General features: G+C 52.8%; 19 protein-coding genes, 1 tRNA gene and 1 pseudogene. 8 read left to right on the top strand and 13 right to left on the bottom strand.

Going from position 1 to position 20,741, the window contains the following annotated elements; translation table 11 throughout:
- Positions 1 to 127: 127 nt before the first annotated feature.
- Positions 128 to 204 (top strand) — tRNA-Met (locus JM93_RS18065).
- A 274-nt stretch (positions 205 to 478) separates the two neighbouring features.
- Here the strand turns inward: JM93_RS18065 and JM93_RS21805 are convergent.
- The 10 genes from JM93_RS21805 to ehuR all read right to left on the bottom strand — a co-directional run bounded on the left by JM93_RS21805 (position 479) and on the right by ehuR (position 11,080).
- On the bottom strand, positions 479 to 655 hold the full coding sequence (locus tag JM93_RS21805; protein ID WP_155197658.1) for a hypothetical protein: 177 nt from the start codon (positions 653 to 655) through the stop codon (positions 479 to 481).
- 170 nt (positions 656 to 825) lie between these two features.
- Complete coding sequence (locus tag JM93_RS18060) at positions 826 to 2,202, bottom strand: aspartate aminotransferase family protein (protein WP_145346258.1); 1,377 nt, start codon at positions 2,200 to 2,202, stop codon at positions 826 to 828.
- 39 nt (positions 2,203 to 2,241) lie between these two features.
- The gene (locus tag JM93_RS18055) at positions 2,242 to 3,735 is read right to left on the bottom strand and encodes an NAD-dependent succinate-semialdehyde dehydrogenase (RefSeq protein WP_208995284.1); all 1,494 of its coding nucleotides are present in this window, start codon (positions 3,733 to 3,735) and stop codon (positions 2,242 to 2,244) included.
- A gap of 124 nt (positions 3,736 to 3,859) precedes the next feature.
- Complete coding sequence (locus JM93_RS18050) at positions 3,860 to 4,345, bottom strand: Lrp/AsnC family transcriptional regulator (RefSeq protein WP_145346256.1); 486 nt, start codon at positions 4,343 to 4,345, stop codon at positions 3,860 to 3,862.
- A 202-nt stretch (positions 4,346 to 4,547) separates the two neighbouring features.
- Positions 4,548 to 5,546 (bottom strand): N(2)-acetyl-L-2,4-diaminobutanoate deacetylase DoeB, encoded by a 999-nt coding sequence (gene doeB / locus JM93_RS18045; RefSeq protein WP_145346254.1) that lies wholly within the window; start codon positions 5,544 to 5,546, stop codon positions 4,548 to 4,550.
- Complete coding sequence (doeA, locus tag JM93_RS18040) at positions 5,543 to 6,724, bottom strand: ectoine hydrolase DoeA (RefSeq protein WP_145346252.1); 1,182 nt, start codon at positions 6,722 to 6,724, stop codon at positions 5,543 to 5,545. Before doeA ends, doeB begins: the two co-directional genes overlap by 4 nt.
- Before the next feature lie 18 nt (positions 6,725 to 6,742).
- Positions 6,743 to 7,735: a cyclodeaminase gene (locus tag JM93_RS18035; protein ID WP_145346251.1), complete on the bottom strand. Its 993-nt coding sequence runs from the start codon at positions 7,733 to 7,735 to the stop codon at positions 6,743 to 6,745.
- 19 nt (positions 7,736 to 7,754) lie between these two features.
- Positions 7,755 to 8,777 (bottom strand): hydroxyectoine utilization dehydratase EutB, encoded by a 1,023-nt coding sequence (gene eutB, locus JM93_RS18030; RefSeq protein ID WP_145346249.1) that lies wholly within the window; start codon positions 8,775 to 8,777, stop codon positions 7,755 to 7,757.
- Entirely contained in the window at positions 8,774 to 9,535 is a 762-nt protein-coding gene (locus JM93_RS18025; RefSeq protein ID WP_145346247.1) for a maleate cis-trans isomerase family protein, read from the bottom strand. Before JM93_RS18025 ends, eutB begins: the two co-directional genes overlap by 4 nt.
- A gap of 156 nt (positions 9,536 to 9,691) precedes the next feature.
- Positions 9,692 to 11,080: a MocR-like ectoine utilization transcription factor EhuR gene (ehuR, locus tag JM93_RS18020; RefSeq protein ID WP_155197656.1), complete on the bottom strand. Its 1,389-nt coding sequence runs from the start codon at positions 11,078 to 11,080 to the stop codon at positions 9,692 to 9,694.
- 381 nt (positions 11,081 to 11,461) lie between these two features.
- Between ehuR and JM93_RS18015 the strand changes: the two genes are divergently transcribed.
- On the top strand, positions 11,462 to 12,154 hold the full coding sequence (locus JM93_RS18015) for an SDR family NAD(P)-dependent oxidoreductase (RefSeq protein ID WP_145346244.1): 693 nt from the start codon (positions 11,462 to 11,464) through the stop codon (positions 12,152 to 12,154).
- A 2-nt stretch (positions 12,155 to 12,156) separates the two neighbouring features.
- Here the strand turns inward: JM93_RS18015 and JM93_RS18010 are convergent, their stop codons facing one another.
- On the bottom strand, positions 12,157 to 12,963 hold the full coding sequence (locus JM93_RS18010) for a creatininase family protein (RefSeq protein ID WP_145346242.1): 807 nt from the start codon (positions 12,961 to 12,963) through the stop codon (positions 12,157 to 12,159).
- A 160-nt stretch (positions 12,964 to 13,123) separates the two neighbouring features.
- On the opposite strand from JM93_RS18010, the gene JM93_RS18005 reads away from it, so the two are divergent.
- Complete coding sequence (locus tag JM93_RS18005; protein WP_145346240.1) at positions 13,124 to 14,062, top strand: putative metalloprotease CJM1_0395 family protein; 939 nt, start codon at positions 13,124 to 13,126, stop codon at positions 14,060 to 14,062.
- A 111-nt stretch (positions 14,063 to 14,173) separates the two neighbouring features.
- Positions 14,174 to 15,307, top strand: a complete 1,134-nt coding sequence (locus JM93_RS18000; protein WP_145346238.1) for an MFS transporter — start codon at positions 14,174 to 14,176, stop codon at positions 15,305 to 15,307.
- 29 nt (positions 15,308 to 15,336) lie between these two features.
- On the opposite strand, the gene JM93_RS17995 is transcribed toward JM93_RS18000, so the two are convergent.
- Both JM93_RS17995 and JM93_RS17990 read right to left on the bottom strand, forming a co-directional pair.
- Positions 15,337 to 16,680, bottom strand: coding sequence for an 8-oxoguanine deaminase (locus tag JM93_RS17995; protein WP_145346237.1), 1,344 nt, complete (start codon positions 16,678 to 16,680; stop codon positions 15,337 to 15,339).
- Between the two features lie 171 nt (positions 16,681 to 16,851).
- On the bottom strand, positions 16,852 to 17,259 hold the full coding sequence (locus tag JM93_RS17990; RefSeq protein WP_145346235.1) for a RidA family protein: 408 nt from the start codon (positions 17,257 to 17,259) through the stop codon (positions 16,852 to 16,854).
- A gap of 221 nt (positions 17,260 to 17,480) precedes the next feature.
- On the opposite strand from JM93_RS17990, the gene JM93_RS17985 reads away from it, so the two are divergent.
- The 4 genes and pseudogenes from JM93_RS17985 (at position 17,481) to JM93_RS17970 (ending at position 20,717) form a co-directional block, all read left to right on the top strand.
- A complete protein-coding gene (locus JM93_RS17985; protein WP_196220746.1) occupies positions 17,481 to 17,648 on the top strand; it encodes a hypothetical protein in 168 nt (55 codons plus the stop codon).
- A gap of 67 nt (positions 17,649 to 17,715) precedes the next feature.
- Entirely contained in the window at positions 17,716 to 18,549 is an 834-nt protein-coding gene (locus JM93_RS17980) for an ABC transporter ATP-binding protein (RefSeq protein WP_244300900.1), read from the top strand.
- A 32-nt stretch (positions 18,550 to 18,581) separates the two neighbouring features.
- Positions 18,582 to 19,411: pseudogene (locus tag JM93_RS22420) on the top strand (ABC transporter permease).
- Between the two features lies 1 nt (position 19,412).
- Complete coding sequence (locus JM93_RS17970) at positions 19,413 to 20,717, top strand: cytosine deaminase (RefSeq protein WP_145346233.1); 1,305 nt, start codon at positions 19,413 to 19,415, stop codon at positions 20,715 to 20,717.
- Positions 20,718 to 20,741 lie beyond the last annotated feature (24 nt).

Genomic DNA, 20,741 nt, shown 5'->3' with positions numbered 1-20,741 from the left:
GCCAGGCCTGCAAAGCGCAATTTGGACACTTCAGTGCACGATCGGCTAACGCCTACTTGAGTGCATCTCTTCAATCAAAGTGTGCAAACCCATCAGCACACCTCTTCAACGATAGCCTCCACCTTAACGCGGGATGGAGCAGCCCGGTAGCTCGTCAGGCTCATAACCTGAAGGTCGCAGGTTCAAATCCTGCTCCCGCAACCAAATACAAAAATGGCCGCCAAAAAGGGCGGCCTTTTGTGTATTCGGGCCGGGGATATTGGTCAGACCCTCAGCGCGCCCCATCAAGGAGCGCTGCGCCCGACGCAGAACGCCAAAAAAGACAAATCAGGATCCCGAAACCAAATCATAACAAACAAAGCCTCGAACATCCGGGGCTCTGTGTCCAAAATCATCAAACCTGCAAAAAAATGCGGGTGGTTGTCTGAGGAAGGGGCCCATATGTCAGTCTTGCGGGTCAGATGGCCCCGATGAAAAGTTATAAAGCATCTGCAAAAACGATCTGCATGCGTTGCTCACCGGCTGTAGGTGGTCTTTCATCAACGTTGTCCGGCTGAAATACCGGGTCGACATCGCTGAACAGGATCACCGGCTCGTCATGTAACTGACTAGACCGATTTATGGGATCCAAGGTTTTTCCTTCAGCAAAAACCACCTTGTGCGCCGTTGAGGCGGTTCAAATGATTCATAAATCGGCAGCTGAACGTAGCCGGTGTTCGCGCTTACCGACGGTTCATGGCGTTCTCGGGATAATTGAGTCACGAAAGACAAATGGGCCTGTGCCGACTATAAGTTTGCGACAGGCCCTTTAGTCAGGTCCCGAAATCAAGGGAAATTGAGCACGTTTTGGACTGCGTCCGCCATAGCGGAGACTATTGTGTCAATTTCCTCCCGGGAAATACACAATGGTGGAGCAAACCCAAGAATGTCCCCTTGCGGCATTGCGCGCGCAATCACTCCTTTTTGGAGCAGATGCGCAGCGACTTTTGCACCAATTGCGCGAGACGGATCAAAGAATGTGCGTTTTTCCCGGTCTTCGACAAGCTCAACTGCCAACAAAAGCCCGTCTCCCCGAACTTCGCCTACATTAGGATGGCTCCCCAAAGCTTCGATCAGTGTTGCTTTAAAATATGCTCCCGTATCCGATGCATTCCGTACTAGCTCAAGACTATCCACCAACTTGAGATTTGCGACGCCGGCAGCAGCGCCAATGGGGTGTGCTGAGTAGGTCCAGCCGTGCCCTATAGGGCCAAACGTATCAGTACCGCGTTCAAGAACCTGCCAAACGCGCTCTGAAACAATGGAAGCCGAAAGAGGAGCGTAGGCAGAGGTGAGCCCCTTTGCCGAAGTAATGATATCCGGCTCAATGTTATAGTGCTCCGATCCAAACATTGACCCCAAACGGCCGAAACCGGTCACGACTTCATCAGCAATCAGAAGAATATCATACTTACGCAATACCGATTGGATCGCATCCCAATAACCGGATGGAGGTGGAACAAGCCCGCCAGTCCCGAGCGCTGGTTCGCCGATAAAAGCAGCGATCGTTTCAGGCCCTTCAGTCAAGATTAAGTCTTCAAGTCGGGCCGCGCATTGTGCCGAGAACTCCATTTCACTCATTGATGCATCGGGGCGCCGAAAATAGTAGGGCGCTTCAGTGTGAAGAACTTGCGGCAACGGCAGATCAAATTGTTTGTGAAAAAGTTCTAGGCCGGTTAAGGAACCTGTTATTAGACCAGAGCCGTGATATCCTCGCCATCGAGAGATTATCTTTTTCTTTTCTGGCCGTTCCAGCACATTGTTGTAATACCAGACAAGCTTGATGTTGGTTTCATTCGCATCGGAGCCAGATAAGCCATAATAGACTTTTCTCATGTTAGGCGGAGCTCGGTCGATGATCATCTGGGACAGAGTAATGGATGCCTCGGTGCCGTGCCCGACATAGGCATGATAATAGGCAAGCTCCTTTGCCTGCTCTGCTATTGCGTCCGCTATTTCCGATCTGCCATAGCCGACATTTACACAATAGAGACCTGCGAAGCCGTCAAGCAGCTGATTTCCATCGCGGTCTTTGATGTATACGCCTTTTCCCCCCGTCACGATCCGGTTTGGTGCATCACCACGGGCAAATTGCCCCCAATTTGTAGATGGGTGTAGAAATGTTTCACGATCCCAATGATCAAGCTGATCGTTTTTAAGCACCAATTTGCCTCCTAGTTTTCATGCAGAAAATTTTGCCGGTTATGACCAGTCTCGGCACACATATTTGACATCCGCAAAGGCTTGCAGGCCGCTTTGTGATCCCTCTCGACCAATTCCGGATTGTTTCATGCCGCCAAAAGGAATCGGGGCACCAGTCACTTTCGTTCTATTGATCCCAATCATGCCGAATTGCAGTCGCCGGCTCATTCGATAGATCCGAGATGGATCACGCGTGTGCAAATAAGCCATCAGCCCGTATTCGGTCGCGTTCGCTCTATTTAAAACCTCGTCTTCTGTTTCAAAGGACGTGATGGGGGCGACCGGACCAAACGTTTCCTCGCGCATAGCCAGCGCCTCTACTGGGACATCGGCCAACACAGTCGGTGCAAAGTAGTTGGGGCCGAGCTCTGAAAGCTGGTATCCGCCGCACAAAAGTCTTGCACCCCTATCTATCGCATCCCGCACATGCTCGGCTTGTTTAGCAACAGACTTCGAATTCATGAGCGGCCCGATATCGGGGTCTGACAGGCCATGCCCAACGGTTAGCGCCTGGGTTTTGCCGGCAAACTTTTTACAAAAGGATTTGTAAACATGGCTTTCAACAAAAATTCGGTTTGCCGCTAGGCAGTCCTGCCCAGACGTGGCGAATTTAGCGCTGATTGCTTCTTCGACCGCGCGGTCGAGGTCGGCATCTGCGAAAACAATGAAAGGCGCATGCCCTCCTAATTCCAAGCTTACGCGCTTTATAGTCTGTGCACATTGTGCGTAGAGCAACCGTCCTATTTCCGTCGACCCGGTAAAAGATAGTGCCCTTACTTCAGTTGCCGCTGTCCATGGCGCAACAATATCGGCCGATTGTCCCGTCAAGACATTGAACACGCCAGACGGAAACCCTGCCCGATCTGCCAACTCGGCAAGCGCAAGTGCGGAAAACGGTGTTTCGTTGGATGGATGAACTAGGACGGGACAACCGATCGCAAGGGCTGCAGCGGCCTTGCGCGTGATCATCGCCGATGGAAAATTCCATGGTGTCACCAGCGCTGCAACGCCGACCGGTTCAAGCCAAACCTCGACTTCGGCGTTTGGCAAATGGGAGGTGACGCTCATAACGTCCGGTCTCTTCGCCTGTTCGGCAAAATACTCCACGAATGATGCTCCGTAGCCGATTTCGCCGCGTGCTTCAGATATTGGTTTGCCCTGCTCAAGGCTCATTATCAGAGCCAAGTCCTCTGTGTTTTCGATGAGTAGGTTGTGCCAACGGCGCAAGATGTCAGCCCGCTCTTGGGGTAATTTTTCCGCCCATCCGGAAAATGCTTTTTGAGCGTCTTTGGCGGCGGCCTGGCTTTCAATGTTGCTGAGAGACGGAACGTTACCAATGCTGTGGCCGGTTGCTGGATCAGTTACTTTGATCACCTTCGCTGAATTAGCAGCCCGCCACTCACCGTTCACATATGCAAACTCTTTTAGGAGGCGCGGATCTTTCAAACGATCCAGCTCCGTTACCCGTTCCATAGGTAAAGCGTCCGTAGCCATGCAAAACTCCGCAGTTATGTTGCGGAAGAAACTAGCCACTTATTCGCCGACAGTGTCTCTGTTTTGTCTGATGGTTTTGGTCGATTCTTCTGCCAGTCGGCGCTGAATTAGACGATTTCTCCTTTTATCCTGATACAGATGAATTTCGTGGAACAGGAGGTATCGGAAGCAGCTTTACGCCTTTCGTAACGACATATGTGAAGTAGCGATTAAGTCCGATGTTTTGCATAAGCAAATCATCGACGCAGCGTTGATAGGCGTTGATGTCGCGGCAAGCAAACTTGAGTAGATAATCGAAGCCTCCACCAACCGCCCAGCATTCGACGATCTCTTCAATATCTGCAATTGCTCGCTCGAACCGATCGAAATCCTCAGCCATGTGGCTGGACAGTTCGGCCTGCATGAAAACGATCGATAGCGGACCAAAGGCATTCGGCGCAATTTGTGCGCAGTAGGCTTCGATTACGCCAGCATTTTCCATTCGCTTCAAGCGTTCCCAACATGGAGTGGGTGACAAATTAACTCTGGCTGCTAACGCAGTTTTCGCTATGCGACCCTCCTTTTGCAAAACGGAAAGGATCTTCAAATCGCGATCGTCGAGCTTAATCATCTTTCACGCTGTACACCCATTGTTGATCCAATTTGTTTCGGCAATATCTCCGGGGGCGTAACCGTTCGGATTTGAAGGGGTTGTGCAGCGACCGTTGAGTATGTGAGCAACAGGAGCACAGTACCGTTCCTTGGGTTGCTTGACCTGGTCCAAAAAGCACCGATTCACCCGGTTGTTATTTGCTCCCCTGGAACTCTGAAAATTAGACTTCAACGGCCACCACACAAATAATGTCACCCATTTTCACCAAGCCAGGGAAATGACGAGCGATGAAAATGCCATCCAGTGGGCTTTCATAAACCACCGGGCGCGTTCCTGTCCGGGTCGGGTCAAAAACTCTGGCGACCGTTTGGCCCTTTTTTACCCGCATCCCAAGCTCAACGCAGGGTTCGAACAAGCCGTCGCTCTCGGATGACACGTAACAACGCCCGTCCGGCATATCGAGATTAATTGTTGGGGTTTTGTCGGGCTCCCCTTCGAGCACATGGACGTGTTTTAGAAGGTTTACAATGCCACGCTTAGCAACAGCGACATGTTGAGGCTGTGGCGCGCCGCCTCCGCCAAGCTCGGTTGAAATGAACACTTTACCCATTTCTTCTGCGGCGGTGTCGAACATGCCGACGGCATCTACTTCTAACAGCATAATTGAGTATGGAGCATTAAATGCCCGCATCGCTGCAACACATTGGTCTTGTTGACTTTTATTTTCCAAGACATGTGCTGCACAAAATGGGACGAAGTCCAGCGTTTGGCCGCCTGAATGAAAGTCCAGAACGTAGTCGGCCATCGGCAACAGCGTGCGTTGGAAGTAATCGGCAATTTTCTCGGTAACTGTCCCGTCCGGCTTCCCAGGGAACAGCCTGTTCAAATTTCCACCATCCAGTGGTGACGTTCTTTTTGCTGCTCGGAAAGCCGGTAAGTTCATTGCGGGAACAATGATTACACGGCCGTTTATGTCGAGACCGGAAATCTGGTTCGCAAGATCAAACAAAGCAAGCGGGCCTTCATACTCATCACCATGATTGCCGCCGGTCAACAAGACGGTTGGTCCTGTACTATTCTTGGCAACAGTAATCGGGATCATGAGTGATCCCCATGCGGACGCGTCATGAGAATGCGGCAGCTTCATAAAGCCGTGCTGGACCCCTTCCTGTTCCAAATCGACGGTCAAAGTAATCGGATTGTCTCGAAGCAAAGTCATGCTTTCACCATCAGCTCGCGGGGCACCGAGGCAAGGCATTCCGCCTCACCATTGGTAATGACAATGCTTTCTGTGGTTTCCATACCCCAATCATCCATCCAGAGTCCGGTCATGAAATGAAATGTCATGCCTGCTTGTAGAATGGTTGTATCACCTGGGCGCAAACTCATGGTGCGCTCGCCCCAGTCTGGTGGATAGCTTATCCCGATTGGGTAGCCTGTCCGATTGTCTTTGATGATGCCATGGCGCTTGAGAACCGCAAAAAACGCGCTGGCAATATCTTCGCACCTGTTGCCAGCGCGCGCGGCTTCAAGGCCGGCCATCATGCCTTCTTGAACAGCTTTATCGGCATCGATGAAGGTTTGAGGCGGCTTGCCGAGAAATACAGTGCGTGAGAGTGGTGCGTGGTAGCGGCGATAGCACCCGGCAATCTCGAAGAAAGTACCTTCGCCTTTTTTCATGGGCCTGTCGTCCCATGTCAAATGGGGCGCTGCCGCATCACTCCCGGATGGCAAGAGAGGAACAATTGCGGGATAATCGCCACCAAGGCCATCAATACCACGGATGCCGGCATCATAGATTTCGGCAACAAGATCGCACTTGCGCATGCCCGGTTCGACTTTGTCAAAGATCCGATGATGCATCAATTCCACGATCCGCCCGGCAGTCCGCATATAAGTCAGTTCTTGCTCGGACTTGACTGACCGGCACCAATTGACCAACGCGGTTGCGTCGGTGAATCTAGCGTTCGGTAGGTGTGTAACTAAGGTCGCGTAGGCGGCGGCTGAGAAGTAGTAGTTGTCCATCTCCACGCCAATGCGCCGGCTGGCCCAGCCTTTTTCATGAATAATTTTGCTGAGGTGTTCCATCGGATGACGTTCGGTCGATTGAACATAATGATCCGGATAAAAGAGAATATTGTCCTCATGCATATAGACGGTGCGCACTGCGCCATTGGCATCTTGCTGACGGCCGTACCAGAACGGTTCTCCATCCATTGAAACCAAAACGCACTGGTGTACATAGAACGACCAGCCGTCATAGCCGGTGAGCCAAGCCATGTTGGACGGATCGGTCACGACCAAAAGGTCAATGCCCTTGGTCTCCATCGCTTTGCGGGCCTTGGTTAAGCGGTCATCATATTCTGCGCGGCTGAAGGGAAGTTCGATATCTGGCAAGGGACTCTCCCGTGAGCGTCAGCTTTGAAAACGAGTGCCGGCACCGGCAGTGGTTGCCCGGCTTCGGGCCAGTGTGGCGATCGCCGTGTCTTGAACTCCGGTTCCGGTTAGGTCGCAAACCGTAATTTCATCATTTGATTGTCGGCCAGATTTCCCCATAGCGATGATCTCGCCTAGCTCTGGAAAGGCGGCATCTGGAGCGACTACGCCTGCTGCGAGGGCGGCGCGTAGCTCGCCGCGCGTGCGAGATTGCTCCAAACGATCACATGCGAACAGATCGGCTTTACTGACTACTTCCGGAGCCAATTCGTTCTTGTAGTCTGCGTCTGAGCCCATCGCCGTGACATGCATACCACGCCGCAAGTGCTTGGCCGACAAAAGGGATTCCTTGGAGGGGGTCGTTGTAACGAGAATATCCGACTGTTCTGCTACCTCATCAATCGTCGCCGCGGATCTTACCGGGATGCCGAGATCTTTGGCACAACGTTCGGAAAAGGCTGACGCTTTTGCAGGATCTCTCGCCCAAACAAATGCCTCTTCAATCTCGCGCACCAAGGTGAGAGCTTTGAGCTGCAGACGAGCTTGGGTGCCAGCCCCTAAAATGCCAACGCTTTTTGAATCTTTTCTAGACAACCATTTTGCCGCAACACCGCCAGCGGCTGCAGTGCGAACATCTGTCAAATAGCCATTGTCCAACAGAAGCGCTTCGACCAGCCCTGTATGTGAAGAAAACAGCACCATTAGACCGTTTAGACTTGGAAGACCAAGCTTTGGATTGTCGAAAAATCCGGGGCTCATTTTTATAGCGAAAGAGTCGATTCCGGGAACATATGCGGTCTTCACATCGATCTCGCCGTTGTGTTCAGGAATGTGAAAACTTAGTACCGGCGGCATAACGACTTTTTCAGTGGCCAAAAGGTGAAACGCGGTTTCGATGCAATCTACCGAAGCTGTATCCAGCGAGATGACGCGACGCAGGTCTGCTTCAGTCAAAATGCTTATTTCGGACATGAATTGGTTCCCCTGCGGCTTACGTACTGGATAGATCGACGTTTTCACCATCGATCAAGCGTTTGTGTAGAGCCATGTCGATATTGCTTCCGCTTAAGAGCACTATGCACCGGCCTGGGTTATGAATCTTTTTGGAAAGAAGCGCGGCAATTCCAACGCTTCCAGCCCCTTCAATGACTTGCTGCTCCTCCCAGTATGCATGGCGTACGGCGGCAGCAATTTGAGCCTCGTCTACCGTGATGCACTGGTCGACGAGATCTCGAACCATGTTGAATGTGTACTTATTTTCCAAACCGATCCCGCCACCCAGCGAATCCGCTAAACTTGGATATTCTTCAACCTTGACCGGTTTGCCCGCATTGATGCTCGCGATCATCGCCGCTCCCCTGTCCATTGATATGCCGAACACGCGGATTGACGGGTTCGCCGACTTCATGGCAAGCGCAATACCCGAGATCAGCCCTCCACCTGAAAGCGGAATCAAAACCGTATCGACCTGAGGAGCGTCTTCGAGGATCTCCAAGCCAAGTGTACCCTGTCCAGCGATGACATCCGGATGGTCGAAAGGTGGCAGCATGGTCATCCCCCTTTCTACAACCAAACGGTCGACTTCTTCTTGGGCATCGTCTTGGGAACTGCCGACAATGCGCACTTCAGCACCAAGGTCCCGGATGGCGGCGACTTTGTTCTCAGGTACCAAACGAGACATGCAGATCACGCAGCGCGCTCCTGCCCGAGCCGCGGCGTAGGCCAGTCCACGGCCGTGGTTACCGGTCGACGCGCCTACGATGCCTTTCTCCCGCTCCTCATCAGATAGTTTGACAATTGCGTTCGTTGCGCCGCGAAGTTTGAAACTTCCAGTCCGTTGTTGGTGCTCCAGTTTCAAAAGCACCTCGGCGCCGCACAGTTGTGAAAGCGCGTCGGATTTAACCAACGGCGTGCGGTTTACACGGCCGTGGATCCGTTGCCTGGCCATGTAGATGTCCTGAAGACGGATCTTGCTGTCTTTCAGCCAACATCTCTCTTTTTGAAAATTAGTCATAGGTGAAAAAGCCGACCAAAGCCTGGAATGGGACGGGAAATGCCTGCAAGCCTCAACGACCGCCAGATCATAGCCTGGTTTGAAGTCACCACATATTTGCCGAGGCGTTGTTCGATTCGGTCGATACTTTCCATCGAACGAAGGGCCGTACAGGAGACGAATAGCCCGTCTGTTTCGCTTGTGACGGTTGCTTCGGCCGCGTCGATCAAGCTCTGATGGCTGACATGCGCCATGACTTGATCGTCGTCCAGTCCCAGATGGCAGGACGAGGTGATGTCAAACCCTTGCTGGCGAAAATAGGCAAGTACGTCTCCCGACACAGCAGCGCTGTAGGGGGTTAGAATGCTGAGATTTTGGACGCCTAAGGCTGTGAATGCATCGTATGCGGCAGACGCTGGCGTTACGTAAGCAGCGGCCGGTTTGGAGGCCTTGAGTGCCCGAAAAACAGTTTCGTTGCCAAGGATGACTGAAGCGGACGTGCAGCCGTAGGCGACCACATCAAGTGGCTGTCCAGGCAAAATGAGATCGGCCGCATCCTTAAGGCGGGGACCCATCAGGCGCAAGTTCTCCACTGTGGTGGGGTTTTCGTATGGCACCCGTGAGACATACACGGCGGCTTCATCGGGGTCACAGATTCGAGCGAAATCGCGTTCTGCTGTCTGGTCGGTCGCAAGCGCAATGAGGCCTATTCGTTTTGGCGCAGGAAGGCCCTCGAACGAAACGTTGTGAGGTAACTGCTGGATCATCGGACTCTTCATACCGGCTTCCCGTTCGGATCCATTGTTTAGTTTTATTTGAAGGTGAAGCGCTCTGATGAATTATGCTGCATCAGACCCAACCTCTAGTACGGTGGTTGAGAAATAAAACCATGTCAATTTTAAAATTGAAGCATGACAATTTCGTTTGGCAGCCGGTTAAAGCGCCAATGCGACTGGTTCCGGTACGCTTTGCGCCAATTGCGCTAAAATCCGCAGTGCCCTTTCCAAATCCTCCGTCGATGGACTGCCAAGGCAGATTCGGACGCCTCGGCTTTGGGTGTCAGGCGCAACTGCAAAAACTGATCCTGGCGCGACTGCGACACCGTTTAAGTGGGCCTGTGCGACGAATTCCTGCTCGGTCCATGTTTCTGGCAGGGAGAGCCAAACATGCAGTCCGTTTGGGCTGGATGCATAGGATGAGGATGCCAGTTCTTTTGCTGCAATCATATTGCGTTCATTCAAAGCCTGCTTTTGCCATTCTAGGAGCGCGTCTGCTGTGCCATCTACAATCCAATTTGCCGCAATCTCCGCCATTAAAGGCGTTGCGATCCAATTCGTTGCCAGGTGCCTATTTGCACTCGCTGAGATCGCAGATGTCGGAACAACAAGGCAGCCGATGCGCAGTCCCGGCATGAGGCATTTGGAAAACCCCGTGAAGTAAAATGTCCGTTCTGGCGCAATATGAGCGATTGGTTCTGGACGGTTCGTTTGAAGTGGTCCCCAGGCATCGTTTTCAATGATTTTTACGTCGAAACGCCGAGCAATTGCTGCGATATCCTGGCGGCGTTCAGTGCCCATCATCGCGGCCGTAGGGTTCAGTCCTGACGGCATTACGTATAGTGCCCGAACCGTTCCGTCTTGGCAGGCCCGGTGGAAATCGTCTGGCAGAATGCCTTCCCGGTCGGTGTCCAGTCCCTTTAGCCGTAAGCCTAGGTAAGCAGCGAGCGCCTTCAGTGTATGATGCCCGAGCTTTTCCGTCACAATGACATCACCACTTCTTGCAACTGTCATGAGAGCTATTGTCATGGCGGCAGTGTTGCCATTTGTGACCAGTACACTGCCTACCGACGTTTCCAGCCCGCAAGTTTGTAGCCATTTTTCAAAGGATGGGGTGTATGGCTGCAAAGCATTTGCCGGACGGAAAGAAGTCACAACGGATCGCCTGAGTTCGGTGCCGAGACCCAGTAAAGCTGATTGCATGGTCTGAAGATGAACATCCGCACAAACGGGTTTCAAAATTGAACAATCAATGAGGCTTTCCTGAGCCGAATCCGTGACGAAGGGCGTTTTTGACTCATTGTCTTCACCGCGTACAAACGTTCCGCGCCCTACATGCGCGACTATAAGCCCCCGCCGAACCAGCTCTTCGTAAGCCCTACTTACAGTGTGGATACTGAGGCCAATTTGGTAAGCGAGCTCCCGATGGGTAGGCAGTCGCAAGCCGGGTTTGAGTGTGTTGTCGCGGATCGCAGATGCAACCCATTCCGCAAGTGATTGATAGGCGGGTCGTTTAAGGTCGTTTTTATCTGGTGGCCAAATTGTCATGGGACAAATAGGTGCATCAGACATGTATTGTCTGTCAATTCAAAATCATAGTTCGCAACGTCGCGAAATTCGGTTTGTTTATGAACGGAGCCGTCTTCGTCCGGCACATGCAGGGAAGAGAATTGCCAACCTGCATTAGTTTGTGGAGGGGGTTATTCCTGCAACCCCTTCCGGTTAGCAAGTTGGGTATCTCAAACCAAACCTCGATGCAAAAATAACAAGACGGCTGGAATATTCGGCGGGCCGATGGTTTTTTGCTATTGCAATTAAGCCAGCTTAATACCGCATCATCGGTTCAGGGGTCTTTATGACAAATCCCTGCTCCTTGATGTTTTCTAGACAGCAATTAGTTGTCCGCCTTTGTTTTTGAACGGAGAAATCATGAAACTCGGGCAAGCGATTGTTATTGGAAGCAGCGGTGGGATCGGGACAGCGCTTTTAAAAAAGCTGGATAAAAGCGGCTTGTGGTCGCGTGTTGTGGGATTAAGCCGCTCAAGCACTCCTCCGGTCAATTTGCTTGACGAAAAGAGCATTGCGGATGCCGTTCGCTATTGCTCGGACCTTGGCCAGGAAGTGCAGTTGGTGATTGATGCGACAGGTGTTTTGAGTTGGGAGGGGTATGCGCCCGAAAAATCATACAAGTCTCTTGATCCGGACGACATGACCCATGCATTTGCAATCAATGCAACCGGTCCAGCGCTGCTTATGAAGCATTTCTTGCCCTTACTTGCCCGAGATCAGAAATCGGTTTTTGCAACCCTCTCGGCACGCGTCGGATCAATCGAAGACAATCACTACGGCGGTTGGTACAGCTACCGGGCGTCGAAGGCGGCGCTTAATCAGTTTGTTCGCACTGCTGCAATTGAGTTGTCGCGCAAAAACAAAAACGCGGTATGTGTTGCGCTTCATCCTGGAACGGTTGATACCAGACTTTCGAAACCCTTTAGCAAAAGCGGTCTCGATGTGCAGGACGCTACGACGGCCGCCGGACGCCTCCTCCATGTTATTGACGGACTAAGTCCCGATCAAACAGGTTGTTTTTTCGACCATCACGGCAAAGCCATTCCTTGGTGAAGCTAGCTTTTAGGCGTACTCCAGAGCCGCGTGAGATCAAATTCGTGCACGTCTTTTAACAACTCGACAAATCCGTGAGCAGCATGGTCGAGCGACGCCTCTCCTTTTTCGGCATGCGCGTTGAGAGCATTTCCCAGCGCGCCTTTTGGATTGAGGTCCTGCGCCTTCCAGCCATATTGGTGTTTTCCATGACCTCGTAGATAAGAAAACTCTTTTATATATTCCTGCTGCGCCGACCCGAAGTCTTCCGCGAGCTCCATTCTCACAAGCTCTGGATGAAGATGCAGCATTAGTGAGGTCTCGATATCGCCGCCGTGGATCCCATATGCGAATTCGTCTTCAGGAAATAGGTTGTCCGGCTGGCCAAACCGTGCCCACGCGGTAGCAACCACCAGCATTTCATGTGAAATCCTCAACTCACGCGCCACAGTATCAATTACCGGTACGTTTCCGCCATGAGAGTTGATAAGAACCATTTTGCGGATGCCGGCTCGCGCAACGCTCTCACCAAGTTCGATCCAGGCGCGCGTGACTGTGTCCCAAGACAGTGTGAGAGTTCCAGGCGAAGATATATGTTCATTGGATTTGCCAATAGCTTGGGTTGGTAAAAACGTGGCCGGTATATGATCGGGGAGCAGTTCTAGGACACGTTTCACTTGACCCTCAGCAATAGCTGTATCCGTGAATACGGGCAGATGTGGACCATGTTGTTCGATGGCAGCAACAGGTAATACTGCGATCCAGTCACCGGCAGTAGGATCTTCAAAATCAACGGTTGTCATTTCGTGCCAAAAGCGCCGTGGCAGCATTTTCTGTCCTCTGAATTTCGTATTTGGCGAGACACTAATGTGTTCTGCCATTCCCGTCAGGCGCAAAAGCTTCAATTGCCGTTAACTGCTCACGGATTTCTGATCCCGGAAGTTAAGGCATGTTAAAACTTTGGCAGCGTAAGCATGAGAAGTATTTCGAATGATTAGCGCGCTTTTGTCCAACACGCCCGTCAGCGGCCTTCGTGGCAGTGGGCTTGCGGGCGATACCAGGACCCTTGCTGATGAGCCGTTGCTCGAGCGAGGCCGACAAACTGCGCGCGAATCCGAGGTGTCAGCGCAGTCGCTTGCCAGGGCGACTGGACGCGTTGGAACCTTGTCTCCTCAAGCTGTTGTTGCGCTTCAAGAAAGCGGCGAAGCTTCGACCGGCGGTAGCCGGCGCAGTGAACAAACAGACGGTTCAACAACGCAACCGCAAAGCAAGCGGCCTGCTGTGTCTTCAGGAAATACGCAACAGACCGCTTCTCTGGCGGTCGAGGGAGATCAAGGAGCGGCAGGCGAAGCGGTAGACACAAGCCCTGACGATCTGACACCTGAGGAAGAGAAGCAGGTTCGCGAACTTCAACAGCGTGATCGTGAAGTGCGGGCGCATGAGCAGGCGCATGCCCGGGTAGGTGGTCAGTATGCAGGTGCCCCATCCTACACCTTCCAGCAAGGGCCAGACGGTAAACGATATGCGATTGGTGGTGAGGTTCAGATCGATACATCACCTGAACGGACCCCCGATGCCACAATTCGGAAAATGCAGATCGTTATACGGGCCGCCCTCGCGCCGGCGGAGCCCTCCAGTCAGGACATGCGGGTGGCACAGCAAGCACGGGCACAACTGTCTGAAGCGCAGGCAGAACGGCGTCAGGCAGCTGCCGAAGAGCTGCAAATAGACAACGCCGAAGGTGCAGAAAACGCCGGTGATGCTGCTTCTGATTTCGCTGCGTATGGGACGAGCTTCATTGACGGAGGTGATTTGGAGCGGGGTGAGCAGGACCGTCAAAGAAGCCAAGCCATTGCTGCCTATTCCGAGGCGCTTTCCCGGGTAGTGATCGTAGAACAAGGCCTGTTCAGCGGCCAGCAATCCTATTGATGCCACTTACATCAGGCGTTAGACAAGGCTTGCCGAAGCCTTTCTATTCACACTACGGTTCTGGCAAAGGTGCACTCTCACCCGGCGTTTTTCTGCTTCCCTGGACCAAACATGCATATCATTCGCGCGCGCCGCGCAGTCGCGGCGATCTTTTTCATGATGGGTACGTTTATCGGGGTTTGGGCATCCCGTATCCCTGATATCAAGGCCCGGCTAAATCTCGATGAAGCCCAGTTTGGTTTGCTTTTGCTGGTAATGGCCGCAGGTGCATTTGTCTCTTTTCCGGTAGCTGGTCACCAAATGGACAAGCGTGGAGCGGCCTTGGTTACGAAGGTGTGCGGTTGCGTTTTGCTTGGCTGCTTTGTTTTGCTCGGATTCGGGGGCACCGTTTGGCCAATGGCTCCGATCATGTTTGTGACCGGCTTTTTCATAGGAGCTCTTGATGTAGCGATGAACGGGTGGGGCGCCGAGGTTGAGAAGGCTCTAAAGAAACCCGTTATGTCCTCCTATCATGGCCTTTACAGCCTGGGTGCGGGGGTCGGCGCCGGCGCGGGGGCTGGTGCCATCTGGTTTGGATTTTCGATCCCTGCTCATTTTGTGGTCTGGGGCGGCTTGTCCTGCATCATTCTGTTTTTTGGATGCACTGCCGCTTGGGCGTCCGACATTGCCCAATCGGACAAAAGAAAAGCACCGATACTTGCTGTTCCAACCGGTGCGTTGCTGTTTGTCGGATTAATCGCGTTGGTCGCCGCACTAGGGGAGGGCGCGATAACGGATTGGGCTGCACTTTATCAAATCAATGAGCTTGGCTATGCGCCCTCGCTTTCGGCCATCGCGTTTGCCGTATTTTCAGTCGCAATGGTTATAATGCGCCTCGTTGGAGATCGCTTGATTGCGCGGTTTGGCCCGGTATTGGTGGCGCGACTAAGTGGCTTTGCGGCGGTGATTGGCGGCATGATGCTGGTGTCAGGCTATTCGGTTTGGGTGGTATGGCTCGGCTGCGCAGTTATGGGACTTGGATATGCAACGCTTTTCCCGCTTGCAATGTCTAGGGCGGCTGCGGATCCGACTATGTCGAAAGGAGCTGCGTTGGCTGCTGTAGCGACCTTGGGATATGGAGCATTCCTGTTTGGCCCTCCAGTGCTGGGTTTCATAGGGGATGCATTTTCGCTCCAGATTGCCTTCGCACTTGTCGCCGTTTTTTCGGCACTCATTCCACTGTTTGCGAGTGCGCTAAAACCTTGAAGGCACTAAGCGGCGGTCGACTGAGACGGTCACAAGCTTTCTAGGAATTGTTTAGCGGCCTTGCCATGCTCGTACCGCAATCCTGCAACATCCACAGCAACAGGTTGACCGTTTTCTACCGTCCATTCGCCGCCGATCATCACCCGGTCGGCTTGGTGCGCCCCGCACAAGACAAGTGCAGCCAACGGATCGCCTGCACCGGAAAATCTAAGCTCGTCCAGGCGGAAAAATGCCAGATCGGCAACCTTGCCGAGCTCGATCGATCCGATGTCGGATCTTCCCAAGCACCGGGCGGATCCTTCGGTTGCCCATCTGAGCGCATCAAGGTGGGTCACGCCTGCAGTGTCATAGGTCAGTCTGTTGATCATAAGCGCGTGGCGGACACCCTCGATTAAGTTGGAATTGTCATTTGAGGCGGAGCCGTCAACGCCCAGACCGACCGCACAACCCGCCGCTTCAAGCTCTATGGTGCGGCAGTGGCCAGATGCCAAAATCATGTTCGAGGTTGGGCAATGGCAAATGCCAACACAGGCATGTCCGAGTTTTTTGACTTCGTCGTCAGTAAAATGAATACCATGTGCCAGCCACGTTCTGTCCGACAGCCATCCGCAATCTTCAAGATAGTCAACCGGTCGGCATCCGAACCGATCCAGACAGAATTGGTTTTCGTCTTTCGTTTCACCGAGATGGGTGTGAAGCCTGCAATCATGCTGCTGTGCAAGCCTGGCGGTTTCACGCATTAGCTCTGGTGTGACTGAAAACGGAGAGCAGGGCGCAAGGGCGACCTGCAGCTTCGAACCGAATGATCGGTTGTGGTATTTTTTGATCACCCGTTCGCAGTCGACGAGAATAGTGTCATGGTCTTGGACCACCTGATCAGGTGGCAATCCACCGTCCTTTTCGCTCAAGTTCATGGAGCCGCGTGTCAGCGTCATGCGCATCCCGACGCGCTCAGCTTCTTCTGCTTGGATGTCTAGGGCCTGTTCTAGTCCTGCAGGAAAAACATAGTGGTGGTCGGAGGTCGTGGTACATCCCGACATCATCAGTTCCGTCAGCGCCAAGCGGGTGGCCAGTCGAAAGTTTTCGGGTGTGATGTGTTTCGCCCATATTGGATAAAGTGACACCAGCCAGGGAAATAGCTCTTTATTGATCGCATCTGGATGCGCGCGTGTCATTGTTTGGTAAAAATGGTGATGCGTATTCACCAGGCCGGGCGTTACCACATGCGTAGAAGCGTCGTAAATCTGGTCCACAGGTGAGGTTGGCTCAGATCCTGTTGCAATAAGTTCGGCAATGCAGCCATTTTCGACAACCAAGCCGCGCCCGCTGTTTTGACCAAGGATGTCGATTGGATCTTTGATCCATAGCCGCATGTGATGTCTCGATTTGGTGCCTGAGGAAGAGCACGGAGTTCGGTTTACTGATCAAGGTTAGCGAAGGAATATGGAAGAGGGGGTGCCTGTTTGGACGTTGGCCGCAATAATCGGCTGGAACCGCGCAAGGTGCAAGTCCGGCTTGCAATTGTATGAGCGTTCAGAAATTTTCTAGCGTCGCATGCATTTGTCTTTCTTAGCCGCAATGACTTCGACTTCAATCACGAACTCTTCCCGGGCAAATCCCGACACGATAATTAGTGTTGATGCTGGCGGTGGATTGGATGTGAATTCATCTCGAACTTGCATATAGGCCTTTAGATGCCGCCGGTCTGTAACAAAGGCGTTGATCCGGACAATATCCGAATAGGTCATGCTCGCCTCTTTTAACACTTCACCAATGTTCTCAAAACAAAGGCGTGTCTGTTCCATGGCACATTCTGGGATGGTGTCGTCGGGGCAAATTCCCAATTGACCTGAAGCAAACAAAATTCTTGACCCTGAGGGCACCTCGACGCCGTGGCTATAATGCGCAAATGGTGACCTGATGCTGATTGGGGTATGCGATGTGAGTGTCATGTGCTTGCTCCTGACGGATATCATGTGCCTGAGCGCTGGTTGTTCTACCAAGTTCTTTGGTATTTTCTAAGAGAGCCTGCGTATGATCTGGGCGTGCCGCGAACTAAATCACACTGAGGCTGCTCAAAAAATAAACCGCTTTTGTGGGAACTCTGCGGTGGTACAAGCCTTGCCCTTTTTTCCAAGCAGGACTTGCCCAGACTGTCTATTCAATCGAGGCTATGAAATCGTTCGGATTGATAGAAGCGGGCGAGGCCTTTGAAAAGGGCGTTGGCTGCATGACCGATGCCATGATCACCGCTGCTGTTGTAGAGGCGGGAATCGATATCTCCGAGGTCTATACAGCCGAGTTTGTAAGTAAAGGCGTTAGCATGCCGCTCAAAAACTAACCAAATGAGTTGGTCGGCCATGTACTTACCGGCGACAGGACCTTATGCAAGCAACCGGAGATTTTAAGTGTCAAAACAGACCGACAAGCAATCTCATTTTCAAGAATTTAGCGCGGTTGCGCCACCGCCTCTCGTTCGGTTGGCCGGGGTATCTAAGGTCTTTTCCAACGGAACCACTGCCCTCCACGATATGAGTATCGATGTTCGGGAGGGCGAGTTCGTGAGCTTGCTTGGCCCGTCCGGATGCGGAAAATCAACGGTCTTGCGCATTATGTCGGGGCTCGTTGAGGCGACCTCGGGCCACATCGAATGGTCGGCATCTGCCAACGAGCCGCTTAGCCACGCGGCGCCGGAAATCAGTTTTGTATTTCAAGAACCTACGTTGATGCCTTGGGCTACCGTTTTCAACAATGTCTGGTTGCCTCTGCGTGTAAGCGGAGTGTCGAAATCAAATGCAAAGGACCGGGTAGAAGAAGCACTTGAGATGGTTGGCCTTGAGAGCTTTTCAGGTTGCTTCCCTCAAGAGCTTTCTGGCGGCATGAAAATGCGGGTATCCATCGCCCGCGCATTGGTGACACGCCCTAAACTCCTGTTGATGGACGAACCGTTTGCCGCGCTCGACGAAATCACCCGCTTCAAGTTGAATGACGATCTTTTACACCTTTGGGAAAAGTTTGGCTGGACGGTGATTTTTGTAACGCATTCGGTTTTTGAGTCTGTCTATTTGTCTAATCGCATCGTGATTATGGCCGCGAGACCGGGGCGGGTCGTGAGCAATATTGCGGTCGATGCGTCATATCCGAGGGACAATGAGTTCAGAGTGTCTATCGACTACAATTCCTATTGCCGGGATGCATCTGCCGCACTTCACGCGGCGATGAGTGCAAACGATCATTTATGACGGTGGCTGATCAAAACGCTCTCAGCCACAGAATGCCGGACGAGGCAGAAGCGCCGCCGCGATTGAGATCTGTGTCGGTGCCCGAGTGGCTTTGGGCGCTGGTCGTTCCTACGCCAATGCTTGTTCTCTTCATTGCAGCATGGGCATGATACGTTGATGCCTATCAAGTCCCCCACTATGCCGTGCCAAGTCCGCCGTGGGTTTTCTGTCGCTTATTGTGGACTGGGGAACTTTATCAGCCGCCCTATTGATCCCGTTGAAAACCACTCTGACAGCGCTTGCAGCCGCTTTGACCGGCGGCATCGGAATTGCCATCCTGATGTCGCAATCCCGCTGGGTTGGACACGCGCTCTAACCTTATGCTGTTATCCTCCAGGTCACGCCGATCATCGCGGTCGCTCCATTGATCCTGAATTATGCGCCGACAACTCAGGCGGCACTCTTGATATGCGCTTGGATTGTGGCGTCCTTTCCAATCCTGTCGAACACGATGCAGGGGGCGAAGTCCATAGATCAAAATCTGCTTACTCTATTTGATCTTTACGGCGCTTCCCGCCTGCAGACGCTGACGCTTCTCAAGCTTCCGAACGCCGCTAAGTGTTTTCTCGCCGGCCTCCGTGTAGTCGGTGGCCTCGCGCCCATAGCGGCGGTGGTTGCGGAATTTGCTGCCGGATCTGCTGGTGCGCAGTCCGGCCTTACTGATCGCATGCGCGAATCGCAGTTCCGTCTTAGTAATCCCTGGCTGTTTGCCGCGCCCATACAGCTGTCCACTACAGGTGTTGTGACTTTTCTTTGCACCAGTCTTGTCTCGCATCCGCTGCTTCGAAAGTGGCCTGAAAGCGCATTGAAGCGGAGGAATTGAGATGAAGACTTTGTTCGATCAGCCGATCCCGGCCGAGAGTTATGTTCTGAAAAATGCCCATGTTCCAACTTGCCTGTTGGTTGAACAGCTTTCTGTCAACCGAGAGGATTGTCTGGCCCATGTCGATTTGTTCGTCACCGACGGAAAGCTCGAGCGCATTCTGCCAGCAGGTGTTTCGGGCGGTTTCGAAAACTATATAGATCTCGATGGCGGCATGGTGATCCCAGCGCCAATAGACATGCATACGCATCTCGACAAGGGCCATATCTGGCACCGGCAGCCCAATCCGGACGGAACGTTTTCAGGAGCACTTCAGGCGACGGGCGACGATCGCTCAGCCCATTGGACCGAGGAGGACGTACGGACGCGGATGGAGTTTGCGTTGAGGTGTGCTTACGTGCACGGAACATGCGCTATCCGCACGCATCTTGATAGCATTCCTCCGCAGGACGAAATATCGTGGCCGTTGTTTGAGCAGATAAAATCCGAGTGGGCGGATAGAATTGACCTGCAGGCCGTTTGTCTTTTCGGGATCGACCGGCTTGATGCTGACGATCACTTTCTACAAGACATTTCGGCCCGGGTTGCTTCTCATGATGGTGTCCTCGGCGCTGTTACATATATGGTTCCGCGTCTGGAAGAACATTTGGACGCTGTTTTCCATGCCGCACTAGACCATGGGTTGTCGCTTGATTTTCACGTCGACGAAACACTCGACCCTTCAGCCTGCAGCTTGCGGTATATCGCCGAAGCAGCTCTGCGGAACAAGTACGATGGTAAAATCGTGTGTGGTCACTGCTGTTCGCTCTCCCAGCATGATAGCGGGGCCGTTGATCAAACCCTAGACCTCGTGGCCCGCTCGGATATCGGTATTGTAAGTCTGCCGATGTGCAACATGTACCTCCAAGACCGGCACGCCAGCCGGACCCCGAGGCAGCGCGGCGTCACACTGCTTCATGAAATGAAGGCGCACGGAATACCTGTTGCCGTTGCATCGGACAATACCCGCGATCCGTTTTACGCTTACGGTGACCTCGATCTTATTGAGGTCTACGCTTATGCAACGCGGACCCTGCATTTTGATCATCCGGTCTCTGACTGGGTCTCAACGATTACGGCGGCGCCGGCAAAAATGATTGAATTCGACGGCGGGAACTTTACGCCAGGCCGGGCGGCGGACCTCGTATTATTCCGGGCGCGCAATTGGAATGAGTTTTTGTCGCGTCCCCATGGGCCACGGGAAGTGGTGCGCGATGGCCAGGCAATTGATCGCACTTTGCCGGATTATCGCGAGCTCGATACATGATTGGGCCTGCAAGAGCCCATCCGT

It is taken from the genome of Roseibium hamelinense, from assembly GCF_007830545.1.
Classification (GTDB): Bacteria; Pseudomonadota; Alphaproteobacteria; order Rhizobiales; family Stappiaceae; genus Roseibium; species Roseibium hamelinense.
The sequence above is the reverse complement of the archived record's forward strand: the minus strand, read 5'-3'. Positions and strand labels throughout refer to the sequence as shown.

Bases quoted from the DNA above. Each gene is read 5' to 3' on its own strand.
- JM93_RS18015 (WP_145346244.1), top strand. From the start codon at position 11,462: ATGAAACTCGGGCAAGCGATTGTTATTGGAAGCAGCGGTGGGATCGGG.
- eutB (WP_145346249.1), bottom strand. From the start codon at position 8,777: ATGACTAATTTTCAAAAAGAGAGATGTTGGCTGAAAGACAGCAAGATC.
- JM93_RS18010 (WP_145346242.1), bottom strand. From the start codon at position 12,963: ATGCTGCCACGGCGCTTTTGGCACGAAATGACAACCGTTGATTTTGAA.
- JM93_RS17995 (WP_145346237.1), bottom strand. From the start codon at position 16,680: ATGCGGCTATGGATCAAAGATCCAATCGACATCCTTGGTCAAAACAGC.
- JM93_RS18005 (WP_145346240.1), top strand. From the start codon at position 13,124: ATGATTAGCGCGCTTTTGTCCAACACGCCCGTCAGCGGCCTTCGTGGC.
- ehuR (WP_155197656.1), bottom strand. From the start codon at position 11,080: ATGACAATTTGGCCACCAGATAAAAACGACCTTAAACGACCCGCCTAT.
- JM93_RS17985 (WP_196220746.1), top strand. From the start codon at position 17,481: ATGAAATCGTTCGGATTGATAGAAGCGGGCGAGGCCTTTGAAAAGGGC.
- JM93_RS18055 (WP_208995284.1), bottom strand. From the start codon at position 3,735: ATGGCTACGGACGCTTTACCTATGGAACGGGTAACGGAGCTGGATCGT.
- JM93_RS17990 (WP_145346235.1), bottom strand. From the start codon at position 17,259: ATGACACTCACATCGCATACCCCAATCAGCATCAGGTCACCATTTGCG.
- JM93_RS18025 (WP_145346247.1), bottom strand. From the start codon at position 9,535: ATGAAGAGTCCGATGATCCAGCAGTTACCTCACAACGTTTCGTTCGAG.
- JM93_RS18035 (WP_145346251.1), bottom strand. From the start codon at position 7,735: ATGTCCGAAATAAGCATTTTGACTGAAGCAGACCTGCGTCGCGTCATC.
- doeB (WP_145346254.1), bottom strand. From the start codon at position 5,546: ATGACTTTGCTTCGAGACAATCCGATTACTTTGACCGTCGATTTGGAA.
- JM93_RS18000 (WP_145346238.1), top strand. From the start codon at position 14,174: ATGCATATCATTCGCGCGCGCCGCGCAGTCGCGGCGATCTTTTTCATG.
- JM93_RS17970 (WP_145346233.1), top strand. From the start codon at position 19,413: ATGAAGACTTTGTTCGATCAGCCGATCCCGGCCGAGAGTTATGTTCTG.
- JM93_RS18050 (WP_145346256.1), bottom strand. From the start codon at position 4,345: ATGATTAAGCTCGACGATCGCGATTTGAAGATCCTTTCCGTTTTGCAA.